This is a genomic window from Streptomyces sp. NPDC048191 (assembly GCF_040652655.1).
GTDB lineage: Bacteria > Actinomycetota > Actinomycetes > Streptomycetales > Streptomycetaceae > Streptomyces.
The window spans coordinates 98,838-115,443 of record NZ_JBEZMO010000010.1; the positions used below are offsets into that span (position 1 = coordinate 98,838).

Annotated in this window: 18 protein-coding genes; 7 read left to right on the forward strand and 11 right to left on the reverse strand. The window is 70.8% G+C overall.

Annotation, left to right across the window (positions count from 1 at the left end; translation table 11 throughout):
* The gene (locus tag AB0D93_RS18670; RefSeq protein ID WP_362120545.1) at positions 1-1,635 is read right to left on the reverse strand and encodes an ABC transporter substrate-binding protein; all 1,635 of its coding nucleotides are present in this window, start codon (positions 1,633-1,635) and stop codon (positions 1-3) included.
* A 218-nt stretch (positions 1,636-1,853) separates the two neighbouring features.
* Positions 1,854-3,215: an AMP-binding protein gene (locus AB0D93_RS18675; RefSeq protein WP_362120547.1), complete on the reverse strand. Its 1,362-nt coding sequence runs from the start codon at positions 3,213-3,215 to the stop codon at positions 1,854-1,856.
* A gap of 103 nt (positions 3,216-3,318) precedes the next feature.
* Here AB0D93_RS18675 and recO point away from each other — a divergent pair, with 103 nt between their 5' ends.
* Genes recO through AB0D93_RS18690 form a run of 3 tightly spaced genes read left to right on the forward strand, consistent with a single transcriptional unit; the run spans position 3,319 to position 5,529 of the window.
* Positions 3,319-4,068, forward strand: coding sequence for a DNA repair protein RecO (gene recO / locus AB0D93_RS18680; RefSeq protein WP_362120549.1), 750 nt, complete (start codon positions 3,319-3,321; stop codon positions 4,066-4,068).
* Between the two features lie 17 nt (positions 4,069-4,085).
* A complete protein-coding gene (locus AB0D93_RS18685; protein ID WP_362120551.1) occupies positions 4,086-4,934 on the forward strand; it encodes an isoprenyl transferase in 849 nt (282 codons plus the stop codon).
* A gap of 58 nt (positions 4,935-4,992) precedes the next feature.
* The gene (locus AB0D93_RS18690; RefSeq protein ID WP_362120553.1) at positions 4,993-5,529 is read left to right on the forward strand and encodes a YcxB family protein; all 537 of its coding nucleotides are present in this window, start codon (positions 4,993-4,995) and stop codon (positions 5,527-5,529) included.
* A 5-nt stretch (positions 5,530-5,534) separates the two neighbouring features.
* Here AB0D93_RS18690 and AB0D93_RS18695 read toward each other — a convergent pair whose 3' ends face one another.
* From AB0D93_RS18695 to AB0D93_RS18710, 4 genes are all read right to left on the reverse strand, one after another.
* A complete protein-coding gene (locus AB0D93_RS18695; RefSeq protein WP_362120555.1) occupies positions 5,535-5,951 on the reverse strand; it encodes a transcriptional repressor in 417 nt (138 codons plus the stop codon).
* Positions 5,952-6,014: 63 nt separating this feature from the next.
* Complete coding sequence (locus AB0D93_RS18700; protein WP_362120557.1) at positions 6,015-6,917, reverse strand: metal ABC transporter permease; 903 nt, start codon at positions 6,915-6,917, stop codon at positions 6,015-6,017.
* Complete coding sequence (locus AB0D93_RS18705; protein ID WP_362120559.1) at positions 6,917-7,687, reverse strand: metal ABC transporter ATP-binding protein; 771 nt, start codon at positions 7,685-7,687, stop codon at positions 6,917-6,919. The genes AB0D93_RS18700 and AB0D93_RS18705 overlap by 1 nt, the downstream gene beginning before the upstream one ends.
* A gap of 11 nt (positions 7,688-7,698) precedes the next feature.
* Positions 7,699-8,658: a metal ABC transporter substrate-binding protein gene (locus tag AB0D93_RS18710; protein ID WP_362120561.1), complete on the reverse strand. Its 960-nt coding sequence runs from the start codon at positions 8,656-8,658 to the stop codon at positions 7,699-7,701.
* 185 nt (positions 8,659-8,843) lie between these two features.
* Between AB0D93_RS18710 and AB0D93_RS18715 the strand changes: the two genes are divergently transcribed.
* On the forward strand, positions 8,844-10,226 hold the full coding sequence (locus tag AB0D93_RS18715) for a glycine--tRNA ligase (protein ID WP_362120563.1): 1,383 nt from the start codon (positions 8,844-8,846) through the stop codon (positions 10,224-10,226).
* A 77-nt stretch (positions 10,227-10,303) separates the two neighbouring features.
* Here AB0D93_RS18715 and AB0D93_RS18720 read toward each other — a convergent pair whose 3' ends face one another.
* On the reverse strand, positions 10,304-10,726 hold the full coding sequence (locus AB0D93_RS18720; RefSeq protein WP_362120565.1) for a nuclear transport factor 2 family protein: 423 nt from the start codon (positions 10,724-10,726) through the stop codon (positions 10,304-10,306).
* 87 nt (positions 10,727-10,813) lie between these two features.
* Here AB0D93_RS18720 and AB0D93_RS18725 point away from each other — a divergent pair, with 87 nt between their 5' ends.
* Complete coding sequence (locus AB0D93_RS18725; RefSeq protein ID WP_362120567.1) at positions 10,814-11,380, forward strand: TetR family transcriptional regulator; 567 nt, start codon at positions 10,814-10,816, stop codon at positions 11,378-11,380.
* Between the two features lie 13 nt (positions 11,381-11,393).
* Here AB0D93_RS18725 and AB0D93_RS18730 read toward each other — a convergent pair whose 3' ends face one another.
* On the reverse strand, positions 11,394-12,440 hold the full coding sequence (locus tag AB0D93_RS18730; RefSeq protein ID WP_362120569.1) for a chitinase: 1,047 nt from the start codon (positions 12,438-12,440) through the stop codon (positions 11,394-11,396).
* Positions 12,441-12,615: 175 nt separating this feature from the next.
* Between AB0D93_RS18730 and AB0D93_RS18735 the strand changes: the two genes are divergently transcribed.
* On the forward strand, positions 12,616-13,626 hold the full coding sequence (locus tag AB0D93_RS18735) for an aldo/keto reductase (protein WP_362120571.1): 1,011 nt from the start codon (positions 12,616-12,618) through the stop codon (positions 13,624-13,626).
* A 26-nt stretch (positions 13,627-13,652) separates the two neighbouring features.
* Positions 13,653-14,249 carry a TetR family transcriptional regulator gene (locus tag AB0D93_RS18740; RefSeq protein WP_362120573.1) on the forward strand — a complete coding sequence of 199 codons (597 nt, stop codon included), beginning with the start codon at positions 13,653-13,655 and terminating at the stop codon, positions 14,247-14,249.
* On the opposite strand, the gene AB0D93_RS18745 is transcribed toward AB0D93_RS18740, so the two are convergent.
* The 3 genes from AB0D93_RS18745 to AB0D93_RS18755 form a co-directional block, all read right to left on the reverse strand.
* Positions 14,230-14,664 (reverse strand): hypothetical protein, encoded by a 435-nt coding sequence (locus AB0D93_RS18745; RefSeq protein WP_362120575.1) that lies wholly within the window; start codon positions 14,662-14,664, stop codon positions 14,230-14,232. The genes AB0D93_RS18740 and AB0D93_RS18745 overlap by 20 nt on opposite strands.
* Before the next feature lie 111 nt (positions 14,665-14,775).
* Entirely contained in the window at positions 14,776-14,997 is a 222-nt protein-coding gene (locus tag AB0D93_RS18750; protein ID WP_362120577.1) for a hypothetical protein, read from the reverse strand.
* 133 nt (positions 14,998-15,130) lie between these two features.
* Complete coding sequence (locus AB0D93_RS18755; RefSeq protein ID WP_362120579.1) at positions 15,131-16,558, reverse strand: MFS transporter; 1,428 nt, start codon at positions 16,556-16,558, stop codon at positions 15,131-15,133.
* Positions 16,559-16,606: the final 48 nt, after the last annotated feature.

A 16,606-nucleotide genomic window follows, 5' to 3' on the forward strand; every position in this document is an offset into this window, starting at 1 on the left:
TCAGACCCACTTGGCCTGGAGGAGGTTGATGCCCGGGTAGGGCTGCGCCCTTATACCCGTGAGCTTACGGGCGTCCCAGGCCGTCATCAGCTCGTTGTGCACCACCGGGTACAGCACGGCCTGCTCGGCGACGACGTCGATGTAGTCCTGGATGATGGCCTTCTTCCTCGCCGCGTCCGGCTCCCGGGTCGCCCGGTCCATGTCCTTGAAGAGCTGCTTGGCGACGGGGTTGTCGGCCCACCGGGTGTAGCCCATCCACAGGTTCTGCGGCCCGTAGTTGTAATGCATGATCAGGTCGGCGTCGAGCCCGAACTGGTTGGGGTTGGAGGCGGCGGCGACGACCTGGTAGTCCTGCTTCTGGTCCATCTTCGTGAAGACGGCCGTGGTCTCCTGCGGCGCGAGGGTCGTCCGTACGCCGATCGCGTCCCAGGAGGACTTGATCGTCGGCAGACAGTCCACGATCCAACTGACGTTGACGGCAAGGATGTTGACCTTGAGGTTCGTGACGCCGGCCGCCCTCAGCAGCGCCTTCGCCTTGTCCGGGTCGTAGTCGTAGACGGTCTTGGCCCGCCGGTAGGCCGGATTGCCCTCGTTGAGGAAGGAGGAGGCGGGCTTCCCGTGCCCCTTCAGGGCGACCTGCACCATCTTCTCGGTGTCGATGGCGTAGTGCAGCGCCTGCCGCACCCGGACGTCGTCGAAGGGCTTGTGCCGGGTGTTGAACATCAGGAACAGGTTGTTCATCCCGGCCCCGCCCGCGACCTTCAGGCCCTCTTGCTCCAGCCTCGCGATGTTGGCGTACGGGATGTTGTCCGAGATCTGCGCCCCCGCGTCGGACCCGGAGATCTTCGCGACGCGGGGGGCGGCGTCCACGATGGTCAGCCAGTTCATCCGCTTGAAGGCGGGCCTGCGGGGTCCGTTGTAGGCGGCGAACGCCTCGAAGGTGGTGTTGGACTTCGGGTGGTGCGCGGTCTGCCGGTACGGCCCCGAGCCCACGGCCAGCCCCTTGATGGCGTCGTCCCAGCCGCCGGGCCTGCCGAAGACGTGCTTCGGCATGATCTTGGCGAGGGTGAGCCGGGAAAGCCCGTCGGGGAAGGGGAACTTGAGCACGAGCTCCACGGTGCGGGAGTCGGCCTTGCGGACGCCGTCCAGCCAGCTCGCGAAGAACCCCTTGGCGAGCGTCGCGGTCTTCGGGTCGAGGATCCGGTCGAAGACGAACACCACGTCGTCGGCGGTGACGGGCTTGCCGTCGTGGAAGGTCGCGCCCGGGCGGAGCGTGAACCGCCAGGTGGTGGCGTTCGGGTCGCCGGGGATCGCGGTCGCGAGGGCCGGATACGGCACCCGGGTGATCGGATCGGTGTCGAGCAGCCCCTCGTAGACATGGTTGTTGGCGGCCATGCAGAACGCCGACGCCGTCTGCGTCGGATCCCAGCTGCCGTCGTTGCCGTACCCGATCACCGCGGTCAGCGTCCGGTCCTTGCCGCTGCCGCCGCTCCCGGTGTCGTTCGTGGACTCCGGTCCTGCGGAGCAGCCCGCCAGCACGGGCGGCAGCAGGGCGGCCGCGCCCAGCGCACCCGTGTACTTCAGGAACGACCGGCGGCGCGGTGCCGGTACGGCGGGGTTCACGTCGTCACGCACGGGTCCTCCAGCAAGTCGTCGGGGAGGGTGGGAGATACGACGTCCTACGTCCTACGTCCGGTCGGTAGCGCGACCATAGGAGGGGGCGTGGGGGTGGTCAAGACGGCGCACACGAATGGACCAGCCGCCAGAGGGCGTACCAATGTCGGCCCGGCGGTCCTGGTGGTCGTGCGGCCTCGCCACCCCCGCCGAGCGGCTGAGCGCGGCGACCGCCCACGTCAACGTCCGTGGCCGTGCGCAGGTGTGCCGGCCGGGTCCTGGCCGAGTCCGGCGTCGCCCTCCACGACCAGGTTGCCCTCCGGGGTCAGCCGGGCCGGGCTCCCGGTGCGGTGGAAGCCGTCCGGGGTGAAGGCCGAGGCGTTGTGCTCGGGGGACTTGTAGTAGCCGCGCGGGGTGCAGGGCCCGCGGACGAGGAGTTCGCCGGTCCCTCCCTCGGGGGCGTCGATGTGGATCTCCTCGGCCGGGGAGACGGGGCGGCCCTGCGTCGTGAACACCACCTCCCGCGGGTCGTCCAGGCGGGTGGCGGTGAGCGGCCCCTCCGCCCTGCCGTACACCCGCTGGAGCCGGCAGCCGAAGCCGGGCTCGATCCGTGCGGCCAGGCCCGGGTCGAGGCGGGCGCCGCCGAGCTGCAGCACCCGCAGGGAACCGAGGCCCGCGTCGACGCCGTTCAGGGCGTCCAGCCACCGCGCGGCCGTGCCGGGCACCGTCGAGGTGACGGTCACCCGTTCCTGCTCGATCGCGCGGAGGACCGTCGCCGGCGCCGGATCGTCGAGCAGGACCACGGTGCCGCCCACCGCCAGCGTGCCGAGGATGCCGGGGCAGCCGAGGGTGAGGTGGAACTCCGCGGGGAGTGCCGCCAGATAGACGTCCTCGGGGCCGAGGCCGAGCGGCTCGGCGGTGGCGCGGAGTTGGCAGGCGTAGTCGTCGTGGGTGCGGCAGACCAGCTCGGGCGGTGTCGTCGTACCGCCCGACAGCAGGAGGAACGCCACGTCGGAGGCGTCCAGGTGGCGGTCCGGCACGGGTGCCTCGTCCACCGTGTGCAGCGGGAAGGCCAGACAGCCGCCCGGCAGCAGCGAGAAGCCGCCCGCCTGCTCACCGGGCGCGGCGAGGGTGAAGATCCGCCGCAACGTCGTCGAACCGGCGGCGATCCGGCCGGCCATCTCCGCGTGGTCGAAGCCACGGTGCACCGACGGGCCGATGTGGGCGACGGCCTCGGTCGCGGCGACCAGGCGGGCGATGTCCGTCTCCCGGTGGGCCGTCGGCGCGATCACGGGAATCGCCCCGGCCCGCATCAGGGCGAAGAGTGCGACGACGAACTCCGGGGTGTTCGGCAGCTGCACCACGACCCGCTTGCCGGGCTCGACGCCGCGCAGGCGCAGCCCCGCGGCCATCCGGCTCACCCGCCGGTCCAGCTGGAAGTACGTCAGCCGGGTCGTGCCGTGCACGAGCGCGGTGCGCGGGCCGTGCTCGCGCACCCAGTCGTGCAGCAGCCCGGGCAGGGGGCGGCCCCGCCAGTGGCCGGCGCGGCGGTAGGCGAGGGCGGTGTCCTCGGGCCAGGGGGTGAAGCCGTCGAGAGGCACGGGCTCTCCCGTCTTCCAGTCTTCCGAGATCGTGGTCGCTGCCCGGCTTCAACATATTGTTTAACGGTCCTGGCGGGGGAGAGCTTGGGTGAGAATGGTGTCCATGAGTCTGTTCCGCGACGACGGCATCGTGCTGCGGACCCAGAAACTCGGCGAAGCGGACCGGATCATCACGCTGCTCACGCGCGGTCACGGGCGTGTGCGGGCCGTGGCGCGCGGGGTGCGCCGGACCAAGTCGAAGTTCGGGGCCCGGCTGGAGCCCTTCTCCCATGTCGACGTGCAGTTCTTCGCGCGGGGGAGCGAGCTGGTCGGGCGCGGGCTGCCGCTGTGCACGCAGAGTGAGACGATCGCGCCGTACGGTGGCGGCATCGTGACCGACTACGCCCGGTACACCGCCGGGACGGCCATGCTGGAGACCGCCGAGCGGTTCACCGATCACGAGGGCGAGCCGGCCGTGCAGCAGTACCTGCTGCTCGTGGGTGCCCTGCGGACACTCGCCCGCGGGGAGCACGCGCCGCATCTCGTCCTCGACGCCTTCCTGCTCCGCTCCCTCGCCGTCAACGGGTACGCCCCGAGTTTCACCGACTGCGCGAAGTGCGGCATGCCCGGACCGAACCGGTTCTTCTCCGTGGCCTCCGGCGGCTCCGTCTGCGCCGACTGCCGGGTGCCCGGCAGTGTCGTACCGTCGCCGCAGACCCTGGTGCTCCTCGGCGCGCTGCTTACGGGAGACTGGGAGACGGCGGACGCGTGCGAGGCGCGGTACGTCCGGGAGGGCAGCGGGCTGGTGTCCGCCTACCTGCACTGGCATCTGGAGCGCGGGCTGCGCTCGCTCAGGTACGTGGAAAAGTCGTAGAGGGAGACGAGGAGCACATGGTGGTACGCGGGATCCTTGGGCGCCAGCGGCGCGAGTACAAGGCGCCGGAGCCGCACCCGTCCGGTGCGCGCGCGCCGAAGCTGCCCGGTGAACTCGTCCCGAACCACGTGGCGATCGTGATGGACGGCAACGGGCGGTGGGCCAAGGAGCGCGGGCTGCCCCGCACCGAGGGGCACAAGGTCGGTGCCGAGCGGGTGCTCGACGTGCTCCAGGGCTCCATCGAGATCGGTGTGCGCAACATCTCCCTGTACGCCTTCTCCACCGAGAACTGGAAGCGTTCGCCCGACGAGGTCCGCTTCCTGATGAACTTCAACCGGGACTTCATCCGCAAGACGAGGGACCAGCTCGACGAACTCGGCATCCGGGTGCGCTGGGTGGGCCGTATGCCCAGGCTGTGGAAGTCGGTCGCCAAGGAGCTGCAGGTCGCCCAGGAGCAGACCAAGGGCAATGACCTGCTCACGCTGTACTTCTGCATGAACTACGGCGGCCGGGCCGAACTCGCCGACGCGGCGAAGGCGCTGGCCGAGGACGTGCGGGCGGGGCGGCTGGACCCGTCCAAGGTCACCGAGAAGACCATCCAGAAGTACCTGTACTACCCCGACATGCCCGACGTGGACCTGTTCCTGCGCCCCAGCGGGGAGCAGCGCACCTCCAACTACCTGCTCTGGCAGAGCGCGTACGCCGAGATGGTCTTCCAGGACGTGCTGTGGCCCGACTTCGACCGCCGTGACCTGTGGCGGGCCTGCGTCGAGTTCGCCTCCCGCGACCGGCGGTTCGGCGGCGCCGTCCCGAACGAGGAACTCCTCGCCATGGAGGCCGCCATGAAGGGTGACTCCCCTTCGTAGTCCTCGGGCGGGCACGCGCGCGGGCACCGGGTGATCGGCTTATGTACGATCCCGCCTCATGGTCATGGACATGGGGCGGGGCGCGGTGCAGGAAGTCGTGGAACTCAGATACCGGCCGGAGGTCGCGGACCTCACCTCGGCGCTGCGGGCGCGGCTGCGGGTGAGCCGGGTGGGTCGGGTCCATCGGTGGATGCCCTACGTGACGGGGTTCTTCGCCCTGGTGGAGATCGTGTCGCTCGCGCGCGGGGACAAGCACTTCTCGCCCGGCGTGCTGGTGTCGATGGTCGTGGCCACCGCTGCGCTGGCGCTGTCTCCGTGGTTGCAGGCCCGCGCTTTCCAGCGGCTGGCCGAACAGCGGGGGGTGTTCCGGGCGACGGTCACCGAGAGCGGCGTGTCCGTGGCGACCGACCACACCACGGCGTCGGCCGCCTGGGCCGCACAGCCCCGCTACCGGGAGACGGCGCGCGTGTTCGTCCTGTTCAGCGCCGACAAGAACGCCACGACGTTCACCACGCTGCCCAAGAGCGGCCTGTCCGGCCCCGCGGACGTGGACCGGCTGAGGGCGATCCTGGACCGCCACCTCAGCCGCGTGTAGGAACGTCAGCAGTTCCGCGCCGCGCAGTCCGCGCAGGTGCCGAAGATCTCCACGGTGTGGGCCACGTTGACGTAACCGTGCTCCGCCGCGATCGCCTCCGCCCACTTCTCGACGGCCGGCCCCTCGACCTCGACCGCCTTGCCGCAGGCACGGCACACCAGGTGGTGATGGTGTTCACCGGTGCTGCAGCGGCGGTAGACGGACTCGCCTTCAGACGTGCGCAGGACGTCGACCTCGCCGGCCTCGGCGAGCGACTGCAGCGTGCGGTAGACGGTGGTGAGCCCGACCGAGTCGCCCTTGTGCTTGAGCATGTCGTGCAGTTCCTGCGCGCTGCGGAACTCCTCGACCTCGTCCAGGGCCGCCGCCACGGCTGCACGCTGGCGGGTCGCGCGGCCCTTCACGGGCGGTCCAGCGGTCGTCACCGTTGTCTCCTCACGTCTCGCTTCTGCCCGGGCGGCCATTGTGCCAGCCCGGGCTGTCAGCGGTCAGACGCCGATCTTGTCGTCGGCCTCTCTGGTGGCCGGAACCGAGCACTCGGCCGGGTCCCCGGCGGGCCGTGCGGCGGCGGCCGCGCGGGCGCGTCGGCGGGCCAGTGGCGTGGCCAGGGCCGTCAGCGCGACGAACGCGCCGATGGTCAGCAGGACGATCGTCGCGCCGGGCGGAACGTCCTGGTAGTACGAGGTGATCGTGCCGCTGACGGTCACGGCCACCCCGATCACGACGGCGATCACGAAGGTCGCCGTGAAGCTGCGGGTGAGCTGCTGGGCCGCCGCCACCGGCACCACCATCAGCGCGGACACCAGCAGCAGGCCGACCACGCGCATGGCCACCGTGACCGTGACCGCCGCCGTCACCGCCGTGAGCAGGTTCAGCGCGCGCACCGGCAGGCCGGTGACCCGTGCGAACTCCTCGTCCTGGCTGACCGCGAACAGCTGGCGGCGCAGGCCCAGGGTGACCAGCACGACGAGCGCGGCGAGCAGGCAGATCGAGACCACGTCCGACTGCGAGACCGTGGACAGGGAGCCGAACAGGTACGTCGTCAGGTTCGCGTTGGACCCCGTCGGCGCGAGGTTGATGAACATGACGCCGCCGGCCATACCGCCGTAGAAGAGCATGGCGAGGGCGATGTCGCCGCGCGTCCTGCCGTACCAGCGGATGAGCTCCATCAGGACCGCGCCGAGCACCGACACGGCCGTCGCCATCCACACCGGGGAGGTGGAGAGCAGGAAGCCCAGGCCGACCCCCGTCATCGCCACGTGTCCGATGCCGTCGCCCATCAGGGCCTGGCGCCGCTGGACGAGGTGGATGCCGACCGCGGGCGCCGTGATGCCGACCAGGACGGCGGCGAGCAGCGCCCGCTGCATGAAGGCGTAGTTCAGGAAGTCCATCAGCTCAGCAGTCCCGTCCGCAGAGGTTCGGTGCCCGCCGGTGCGTGCGGGTGTACGTGGTCGTGTCCGGGCAGGGCATGCTGGCCCACAGCCTTCGGCGGTGGTCCGTCGTGCAGGACACAGCCGTCGCGCAGGACGACCGCCCGGTCGATCAGGGGCTCCAGGGGACCGAGTTCGTGCAGGACGAGCAGGACCGACGTGCCCCGCTCGACCTGTTCGCGCAGGGTCCGCGCGAGGATCTCCTGGCTGGCCAGGTCGACGCCCGCCATCGGCTCGTCCATGATCAGCAGTTCCGGCTCGGCGACGAGGGCGCGGGCGATCAGGACGCGCTGGTGCTGGCCGCCGGAGAGGGCGTTCACCGAGTCCTTGGCGCGGTCGGCCATCCCGACCAGCTCCAGGGCCCGGTGCACGGCCTCCCGGTCGCTCCTGCGGAAGAGGCCGAAGCGGGTGCGGGAGAGCCGGCCGGACGACACGATCTCGGTCACCGTCGCGGGTACGCCCCCCGCGGCCGTCGTCCGCTGCGGTACGTAGCCCACGCGCGCCCAGTCGCGGAAGGCGCGGCGCGGGGTGCCGAACAGCTCGACGGTGCCGCCGCTGACCAGGACCTGGCCGGTGATCGTGCGGATCGCCGTGGACTTGCCGGAGCCGTTGGCGCCGAGCAGCGCGACGACCTCGCCGCGGCCGACGGTGAGGTCGATGCCGCGCAGCACGGGACGCGCGCCGAGTTCGGCGCTCACCCCGCGCAGGGACACGACGGGTTCGCTGGTCATCTCGTGTCCCCTCACTTCGCGCCGAGGGCCTGCTGGAGCGCCTTGAGGTTGGCCTCCTGGACGGAGAAGTAGTCCTTGCCGCGGGACTTGGACGTGATGCCCTCGATCGGGTCCAGGACGTCGGTCTTCAGGCCGGCGTCACCGGCGATGGTCTTCGCGGTCCTGTCGCTGACGAGCGTCTCGTAGAAGACGGTGGAGACGCCGTCCGCCTTGGCCATCGTCTCCAGGTCCTTCACGCGCGCGGCGCTGGGCTCGGACTCGGGGTCGAGACCGTTGATGGCCTCCTCGGTCAGGCCGTAGCGCTCGGCGAGGTAGCCGAAGGCGGCGTGGGTGGTGATGAAGACCCTGGTCCTCGTGTGTGCCAGGCCGTCCTGGAACCGCGTGTTCAGGCCGTTCAGCTGCTCGACCAGGGCCGCGGTGTTCTTCTTGTAGTCGGCCGCGTGCTCGGGATCGGCCTTTTCGAAGGCCTTGCCGACGCCCTCGGCGACCTGGGCGTAGCGCACCGGGTCGAGCCAGATGTGCGGGTCCTTGGCGCCGGCCTCCTCGCCCTGGTGGGTGTCGTGCGCGGCGGCGTGGCCGCCGACCTCGTTGCCGTGCTCCTCCAGCGTGGTCAAAGAAGCCGCGTCGATCTTCGTCCGGACCGGGGACTGGGCCACCGCGTCGTCGACGGAGGGCTGGAGGTTCTTCAGGTACAGGACGGCGTCGGAGTCCTGGAGCGAGCCGATCTGCCGGGGGCTGAGCTCCAGGTCGTGCGGCTCCTGCCCGGGGGCGGTGAGACTCGTGACGTGGACGTGGCTCCCGCCGATCCGCTCGGCGAGGAAGGCCATGGGATAGAAGGACGCGACGACGTCGAACCTGCCGGTGCCGGTCGCGGCCGCGCTGTCGCCGGAGCAGGCGGAGAGGGTGCCGGCCCCGAGGGCGGTGACCGCGGCGAGCGCGGCGGCGGGTATGAGGCGTCGTCGTACGTTCATGACAGTCATTTTCAACTGACATGGAAACCGTTGTCAACAAGCCTGGGTAAGGGGCCGGTGAGGGCACGGGCGGAGGGTCTTCAGGTGGGGGGCGATTTGGCTGAGGGGGAGCCTGCGCCGGTAACCTGAATCATTCGCTGGAAGCATCTCGCTTCAACGCCCGTCGTCGTAATGAAGAGAGCACCGTGGCCGCCGACAAGATCGACACCATCGTCAGCCTGAGCAAGCGCCGTGGCTTCGTTTTCCCCTGCAGTGAGATCTACGGCGGACAGCGTGCCGCCTGGGACTACGGACCGCTGGGTGTCGAGCTCAAGGAGAACATCAAGCGCCAGTGGTGGCGCTACATGGTGACGTCGCGCGAGGACGTGGTCGGTATCGACTCGTCCGTCATCCTGGCCTCCGAGGTCTGGGTCGCGTCCGGCCACGTCGCCACCTTCACGGACCCGCTGACCGAGTGCACCGCGTGTCACAAGCGGTTCCGCGCCGACCACCTGGAAGAGGCGTACGAGGAGAAGAAGGGCCACGCCCCGGCGAACGGCCTGGCCGACATCAACTGCCCGAACTGCGGCAACAAGGGCCAGTTCACCGAGCCCAAGCAGTTCTCCGGCCTGCTGTCGACGCACCTCGGCCCGACCCAGGACTCCGGCTCCGTCGCCTACCTGCGCCCCGAGACCGCCCAGGGCATCTTCACCAACTTCGCCCAGGTGCAGACCACCTCGCGCCGCAAGCCGCCGTTCGGCATCGCCCAGATGGGCAAGTCGTTCCGCAACGAGATCACGCCGGGCAACTTCATCTTCCGCACCCGCGAGTTCGAGCAGATGGAGATGGAGTTCTTCGTCAAGCCGGGCGAGGACGAGAAGTGGCACGAGTACTGGATGGAGCAGCGCTGGAACTGGTACACGGGCCTCGGCCTGCGCACTGAGAACATGCGCTGGTACGAGCACCCGAAGGAGAAGCTCTCCCACTACTCCAAGCGCACCGCCGACATCGAGTACCGCTTCCAGTTCGGCGGCAGCGAGTGGGGCGAGCTGGAGGGTGTCGCCAACCGCACCGACTACGACCTGAAGGCCCACTCCCAGGCCTCCGGCCAGGACCTCGCCTACTACGACCAGGAGGCCGGCGAGCGCTGGACGCCGTACGTCATCGAGCCCGCGGCGGGTGTCGGCCGGACCATGCTGGCCTTCCTGCTCGACGCCTACGTCGAGGACGAGGCGCCGAACGCCAAGGGCAAGATGGAGAAGCGCACGGTGCTGCGTCTGGACCACCGCCTCGCCCCGGTGAAGGTGGCCGTCCTCCCGCTGTCCCGCAACCCCGAGCTGTCCCCGAAGGCCAAGGGGCTCGCCCAGGCGCTGCGCCGGCACTGGAACATCGAGTTCGACGACGCCGGCGCCATCGGCCGCCGCTACCGCCGCCAGGACGAGATCGGTACGCCGTACTGCGTGACCGTCGACTTCGACACGCTCGAGGACAACGCGGTGACCGTGCGTGAGCGTGACTCGATGAAGCAGGAGCGGGTGTCTCTCGACCAGATCGAGGGCTACCTCGCCGGGCGTCTGCTGGGCTGCTGACGCCTGCGGCGCCCGAGCCGTCCCCGCCCACCCACCCGCCCGGGATTCCTGGGGCCGGGTGGGTGGGCCTTTTGCGTTCACGGTCTGGCGCCCGTGACCCCCGCGCCGTCCATGTAGTCCCGTACCCGCGTGAGCAGTCCGTCGTGGACGTGCAGGACCAGGAGTCCGGGGACGCTGAAGCAGGTGCCGGTGGCCGGCAGTGATCCCCGTACGACCTGCTCGGCGACGACGACCCCGGGGCCGGCGGTGTCGTGGATCGCGATCTGTTCGATCTCCTCCACCCGCGCCGGGCCGCCCCAGGCCGCCCGGTATCCCGCGCGCACGGCCTCCCGGCCCTCGAAGCGCGCCGGGAAGCCCGGAGAGGTGAACGGGAACTCGTGCACCGCGTCCACCGCGTACAGATCGGCGAGGTCGTCCGCGGACTTGTCGAGCATGGCCCGGTGGTGGCGGGCCAGTACCTCGCGCGGGGTACGGGCGCCGGGTGACCGAAGGTCCGGCACGGGAATCCCTCCATTCGCTCAACAGCTGTTGAGCGAAACACTCCAGGAGCTCTCCGGACGTTCGGTCAACGGCTGTAGAGTGAACGCGTGCCCGCCACCCACCGGTCCCGCGCCGAACGCCGCCGAGCCACCGAGGCCCGCATCCTCGACCGCGCCCGGGAGCTGTTCGCCGAGAAGGGATTCGACCGCACGACCATCCGCGCGGTGGCGACGGCGGCCGGTGTCGACCCGGCACTGGTCATGCAGTACTTCGGTTCAAAACGCGAGCTGTTCACCCGGGCCGTGCAGGCGGTCCCCGCGTTGCCGGCGGCCAGCGACGCCGACGCCCTCGTCGAGCAGCTGCTGGCCACGCTCGGCCTGAAGCTGGGCGGTCTTCCCGAGGGCGCGCTGGCGATGATGCGCTCCATGCTCACCGACCCGGCGGCCGGCGAGCAGGCCCGCGCCGCCCTGGGCCGGCAGATCGACGGCGTCGGCGCCGCGCTGCCCGCGGCCGAGGACCGGGAGCTGCGCGCCGCCCTGCTCGTCGCCACCTTGCTGGGCGTCACCATCGGCCACCAGCTCCTCGGCCTGGCCCCGCTGTGCGACGCCCCGGCAGAGCGCGTCGCCGCCCTGCTCCGGCCGGCGATCAGGGCCCTTGCGGAGCCGGTGGGCTGACGCCGGGCGTCGCTCAACGGCCCTGCAGCGCCTTCACGTTGTCGCCGAAGGTCCAGTTCTTCGAGCCGTCCCAGTTGATCGACCAGGTCATCAGGCCCTTGAGCGAGGTGCCGTAGTGCTTCCAGGCCTGGGAGACCAGGGAGGGTGACATGTAGCCGCCGCCCGCGCCGGGCTGGGCGGGCAGACCCGGTACCTGTTTGTCGTACGGCACCCTGATGGTCGTGCCCTGGACCACCAGGCCCTTGTTCAGGCAGTCGGTCTGGGCGGTGAAGCCGGCGACCGTGCCCGCCTCGTAGGAGTCGCCCGAGCAGCCGTACATGCTGCCGTTGTAGTACTGCATGTTCAGCCACCACAGCCGGCCGTTGTCGGCGTACTTCTTGATGATCGGCAGATAGGCGCCCCAGATCGAGCCGTAGGTGACGCTGCCGCCGGTGACGTACGCGGTCTCGGGGGCCATCGTCAGGCCGAAGCCGGACGGCATCTGCGCGAGGACACCGTCGATGACGCGGATCAGGTTCGCCTGGGACGTGGACAGTTGGCCGATGGTGCCGCTGTTCGTCAGGCCGGTCTCGATGTCGATGTCGATGCCGTCGAAGTTGTACTTCTTCAGGATGGGGACGATCGTCTGGACGAAACGGTCGGCCACGGCGGTCGAGTTGAGGTCGATGCCGGCCGCCGCGCCGCCGATGGAGAGCAGGATCGTCCGCCCGGACGCCTTCGCCGCGCACATCTCCGCGGGCGTCGCCACCTTCACCCCCGTGTCCATGCCGTCCTCCCACAGCGCCGTGCCGTCGGAGCGGATGACGGGGAAGGCCGCGTCGATCACGTTGTAACCGTGCGCGGGGATGCGGGAGTCGGTGATCGGGGTCCAGCCGAAGGGCGGGTGGACGCCGTTGGCGGAGCCGTCCCAGTTCTCCCAGTAGCCCTGGAGCACCTTGCCGGCGGGCCGGGACTTCACCGCGCAGGTGTCGGCGGCGGAGGCGGTGGGGGCGGCCGGCAGCTGGGCGAGACAGGCGGTGGCGAGCGCGGCGGCGAGCAGGGACAGCGTGCGGCGGAGCATGCGGGCCTCCCGGTGGGGGTGCGGTGAGGTGACGTAGGCATGACAGTTCGCGTGCTACGACGGTGCTCTGGTCCAGACCTTTCGTCAAGAGGTCTGGACCGCCACCTGCCCAGCTGCTTACAAAGTTGGAGTGACAGATATTGAAATCTGTCAGCTGTCATGGCATCGTGAAGGCATGACGATGCGAACCCGAACCCTCGGAACCACCGGACCCCAGGTCTCCGCCCTCGGCCTCGGCTGCATGGGCATGTCCGCGCTCTACGGCGACGCCGACCGCGCGGAGTCGATCGCGACCATCCACGCCGCTCTGGAGGCGGGCGTCACCCTGCTCGACACGGGTGACTTCTACGCCATGGGGCACAACGAGATGCTGATCGGCGAAGCCCTGCGCACCGCCCCGGCCGCCCTCCGCGAGCAGGCCCTGACCAGCGTGAAGTTCGGCGCCCTGCGCGACCCGGAGGGCAACTGGAGCGGCTACGACGGCCGCCCGGCCGCCGTGAAGAACTTCGCCGCCTACTCCCTGCAGCGCCTGGGCGTCGACCACATCGACGTCTACCGGATCGCCCGCCTCGACCCGGACGTGCCCATCGAGGAGACCGTCGGCGCGATCGCGGAACTGATCGAGAAGGGGTACGTCCGGCACGTCGGCCTGAGCGAGGTCGGCGCCGAGACCATCCGGCGGGCCGCCGCCACCGCCCCCGTCGCCGACCTCCAGATCGAGTACTCGCTGATCAGCCGGGGTATCGAGCGGGACATCCTGCCCACCACTCGCGAACTGGGCATCTCGGTCACCGCCTACGGAGTCCTGTCCCGGGGCCTGATCTCCGGCCACTTCTCCCGCGACCGGCAGCTGGCCCCGACCGACTTCCGCGCCCACTCGCCCCGCTTCCAGGGCGAGAACCTCCAGCACAACCTGAACCTGGTCGAGGCCCTGCGCAAGATCGCCGAGCAGAAGGGCGTCACGGTCGCGCAGATCGCCATCGCCTGGGTGCTCTCCCGGGGCGAGGACATCGTGCCGCTGGTCGGTGCCCGCACCCGCACGCGGCTGCGCGAGTCGCTGGGCGCGCTGGACGTCACCCTGGAGGCAGCCGACCTGGCGGCCATCGAGGAGGCCGTACCGCAGGACGCGGCGGCCGGCGACCGCTACCCCACGGCGCAGATGGCGCACCTCGACAGCGAGCGCTGACCGTGGCGCCGGGTACGGTCTAGGGCATGGCACCGCCCACCGAGACACTGACCGCCGAGCGCATCCTCGAAGCGACCGAGGAGGTGCTGCGCCGCCACGGCCCGGCCAAGGCCACCGTGGTCGACGTCGCCCGCGCGCTCGGCGTCAGCCACGGCAGTGTCTACCGGCACTTCCGCACCAAGGCGGCGCTGCGCGAGGCGGTCACCAAGCGGTGGCTGGACCGGACCGCGGAGAAGCTGGCCGTCATCGTCGCCGGCGACGGCGCTCCCGAAGAGCGGCTGCGGGCCTGGCTCGCGGCGCTGTTCGAGGCCAAGCGGCACAAGGCGGGCGACGATCCCGAACTCTTCGCGACCTACACGGTGCTGACCGACGAGGTGGGCACGGTGGTCGGCGAGCACATCGCCGACCTGACCGCACAGCTGACCCGGATCATCACGGAAGGGGCCGGGTCAGGCACCTTCCCGGTGTCCGACCCGGCCGCCGCGGCCCGTGCCGTCTTCCAGGCCACCGGCCGTTTCCACGACCCCTGTCACGCCCGGGAATGGACCGCTCCCGGTGTCGACGAGGAGTTCACGGCCGTCGTGGACCTGCTGATACGGGGACTCAGCTCACCGTCACCATGACGGTCGGGGAGTAGACCCTCCCGGACATGGTCGCGCTCGCCACCCGCAGGGTGTGCGTGCCCTTCTTGTTGAGCTTGGTCGTGACCGCGTACGAACTGCCCGTCTTCACCTTGCCGGTGGCGCGCAGCGGTACCCACTTGCCGTTCATCTTCTGCTGGAGCACCAGCGGGGAGCCGACCTTCAGGCCCTTGGTGCGTCCGGTGAACAGCACGGACTGTCCGGCCTTCACCGAGGTCGGTTTCGCTGTGAGGGTGATCGAGGCCATCGCGGCCGTGGGGCTGGTCCGCGGTGAGGCCGTGGGCGTGGGGGTGCCGGTGGCGGCGTAGGCTCCGGCCGTTCCGCCGGAGAGCAGTGCCACGGAGAGCGCACCCGCGCCGAGCACGAGGCCGTAGCGATGGCGGAGTACCGAGGTCATGTTTCTCTCCTGTCGCTCGAAGAACCTCTACAAGGCTGGACCGGGTTCCCGGAACCGGCCACTCGAGCGGGCAAGAGCGCAGGTCAAGTGCCGTACAGCGGCCAGGCGTCGCTACCTCGACGGCTGCCGGGCCGCCGGATCGACCGTCGCCTGGTGGGCCTCGGCCAGATGTTCCTCCGCCTTCAGCCACGGCAGGAACTGGGCGCCTCTGCGCCAGCCGCACGTGTCGCACCTGATCGTGCGCTGCACTCCCGTGCGTTGCACCCGTACGACGTGCTCCCGGCCATGCTGGTCCCAGCGGCTGACCTTGCTCGTGCTGTTGCCCTGCGGCATGACCCTCACGCCTCCTCGCGTCCACAACACCCCGGCCGGGACAGGAGTGTGCAGCAAGACGAACATCAACAGGGGGAGCTTCCCGTGGAGTTGTCCAAGCTGTGCCCACGGGCCGGCCGGGGCCGGCCCCGGCTCAGCCGATCTCGCGCGGCAGCCGCAGGCTGAGCAGCCCGGTCAGCACGACCCCGGCCAACTGCACCAGCAGCGTGGTGACCAGCGCGTCCCGCATGCCCAGGCGCGGTACGAGGGTGAGGAACAGGGTGCCGAGCGTGGCCACGCCCAGCGCGAGCGCGGACTGCTGGGTGGTGACCATCACACCGCTGCCGACACCGGCCCGGGCGGGCGGCACCTCGGACATCACGATCCGGAAGACGTTGGGCAGTTGCAGCGCCTGCCCGGCACCGGCCACGGCGGCGCCCGGCAGCAGCGAGCCGAAGTCGAGGTGCGGCCAGTCGCGCCAGGCCGCCAGCACGATCAGCAGCACGCCCACGCCCTGGAGCACCGAACCCGCGGTGACGACCCGGGTGCCGTAACGGCCGATCAGCCGCGGTCCGGCGAGGGAGACGAACAGGAACACCACGGCCATCGGCGCGAGCGCGAGCCCGGCCGGCACCGGACCGAGTCCGGCGCCCTGCTGCAACGCCAGCGCGATGACGAACATGAACCCGCTGAAGCCGACGGAGAACGGCAGGATCAGCAGCAGACCGCGCCGCAGCGAGGCCAGCGCCAGCAGACTCGGCGGCACGAGCGGGGTCCGCCCCGCCCGGTCGGCCCGCCGCTCCACGGCCCAGAACGCGCCGGCCGAGAGGGGGAACGCGGCCAGCGACAGCCACGTCCACAGCGGCCAGCCCGCCGCCCGGCCCTCGGTGAGCGGGGCGAGCAGCGTCAGCAGGGACACGGCGAGCAGAACGGTGCCGGGCCCGTCGACGGGCTCGGGGTGCTGCGACCGGGTCTCGGGCACCACCCGTACGGCGAGCAGCAGGCCCAGGGCGACCACGGGCACGTTGACGAGGAAGACGGCCCGCCAGCCGGTGCCCGCGACATCGGCGGCGACGAGCACGCCGCCGAGTATCTGCCCGGCCACCATGGACAGCCCGGCGGTGGCGCCGTAGAGGCTCATGGCTTTCGCGCGGCGGGCACCGCGCGTGGTGGACTGGATGGTGGCCAGCACCTGCGGCAGCATCGCGGCGGCCGAGGCCCCCTGCGCGACCCGCGCCGCGACCAGGCTCCAGGCGTCCGGTGCCAGACCGCAGGCCAGCGAGGTCAGCCCGAACGCGGCCATCCCGCCCAGGAACAGCCGGCGCCGGCCGAACAGGTCCCCGAGCCGCCCGCCGAGCACCAGCAGCACGGCGTAGGCGACCCCGTACCCGGCCACGACCAGCTCCAGTACGGCCTCGCCCGCGGCGAGGTCGGAGCCGATGGCGGGCAGGGCGACGTTGACGATGAAGAAGTCGACCAGCGGCAGCGCCGCGGCCAGCAGAACGGTGAACAGCCCGAGCCCGCCGAGTGCGGGCGGCGCGACCGTCGCACGGACGGCCCGGGTGGTGACGGTTTCACTCATGCCCCCGAGCCTGCGCCGCCGCCCAGACTGGTACCAGAGTGTCCTCAT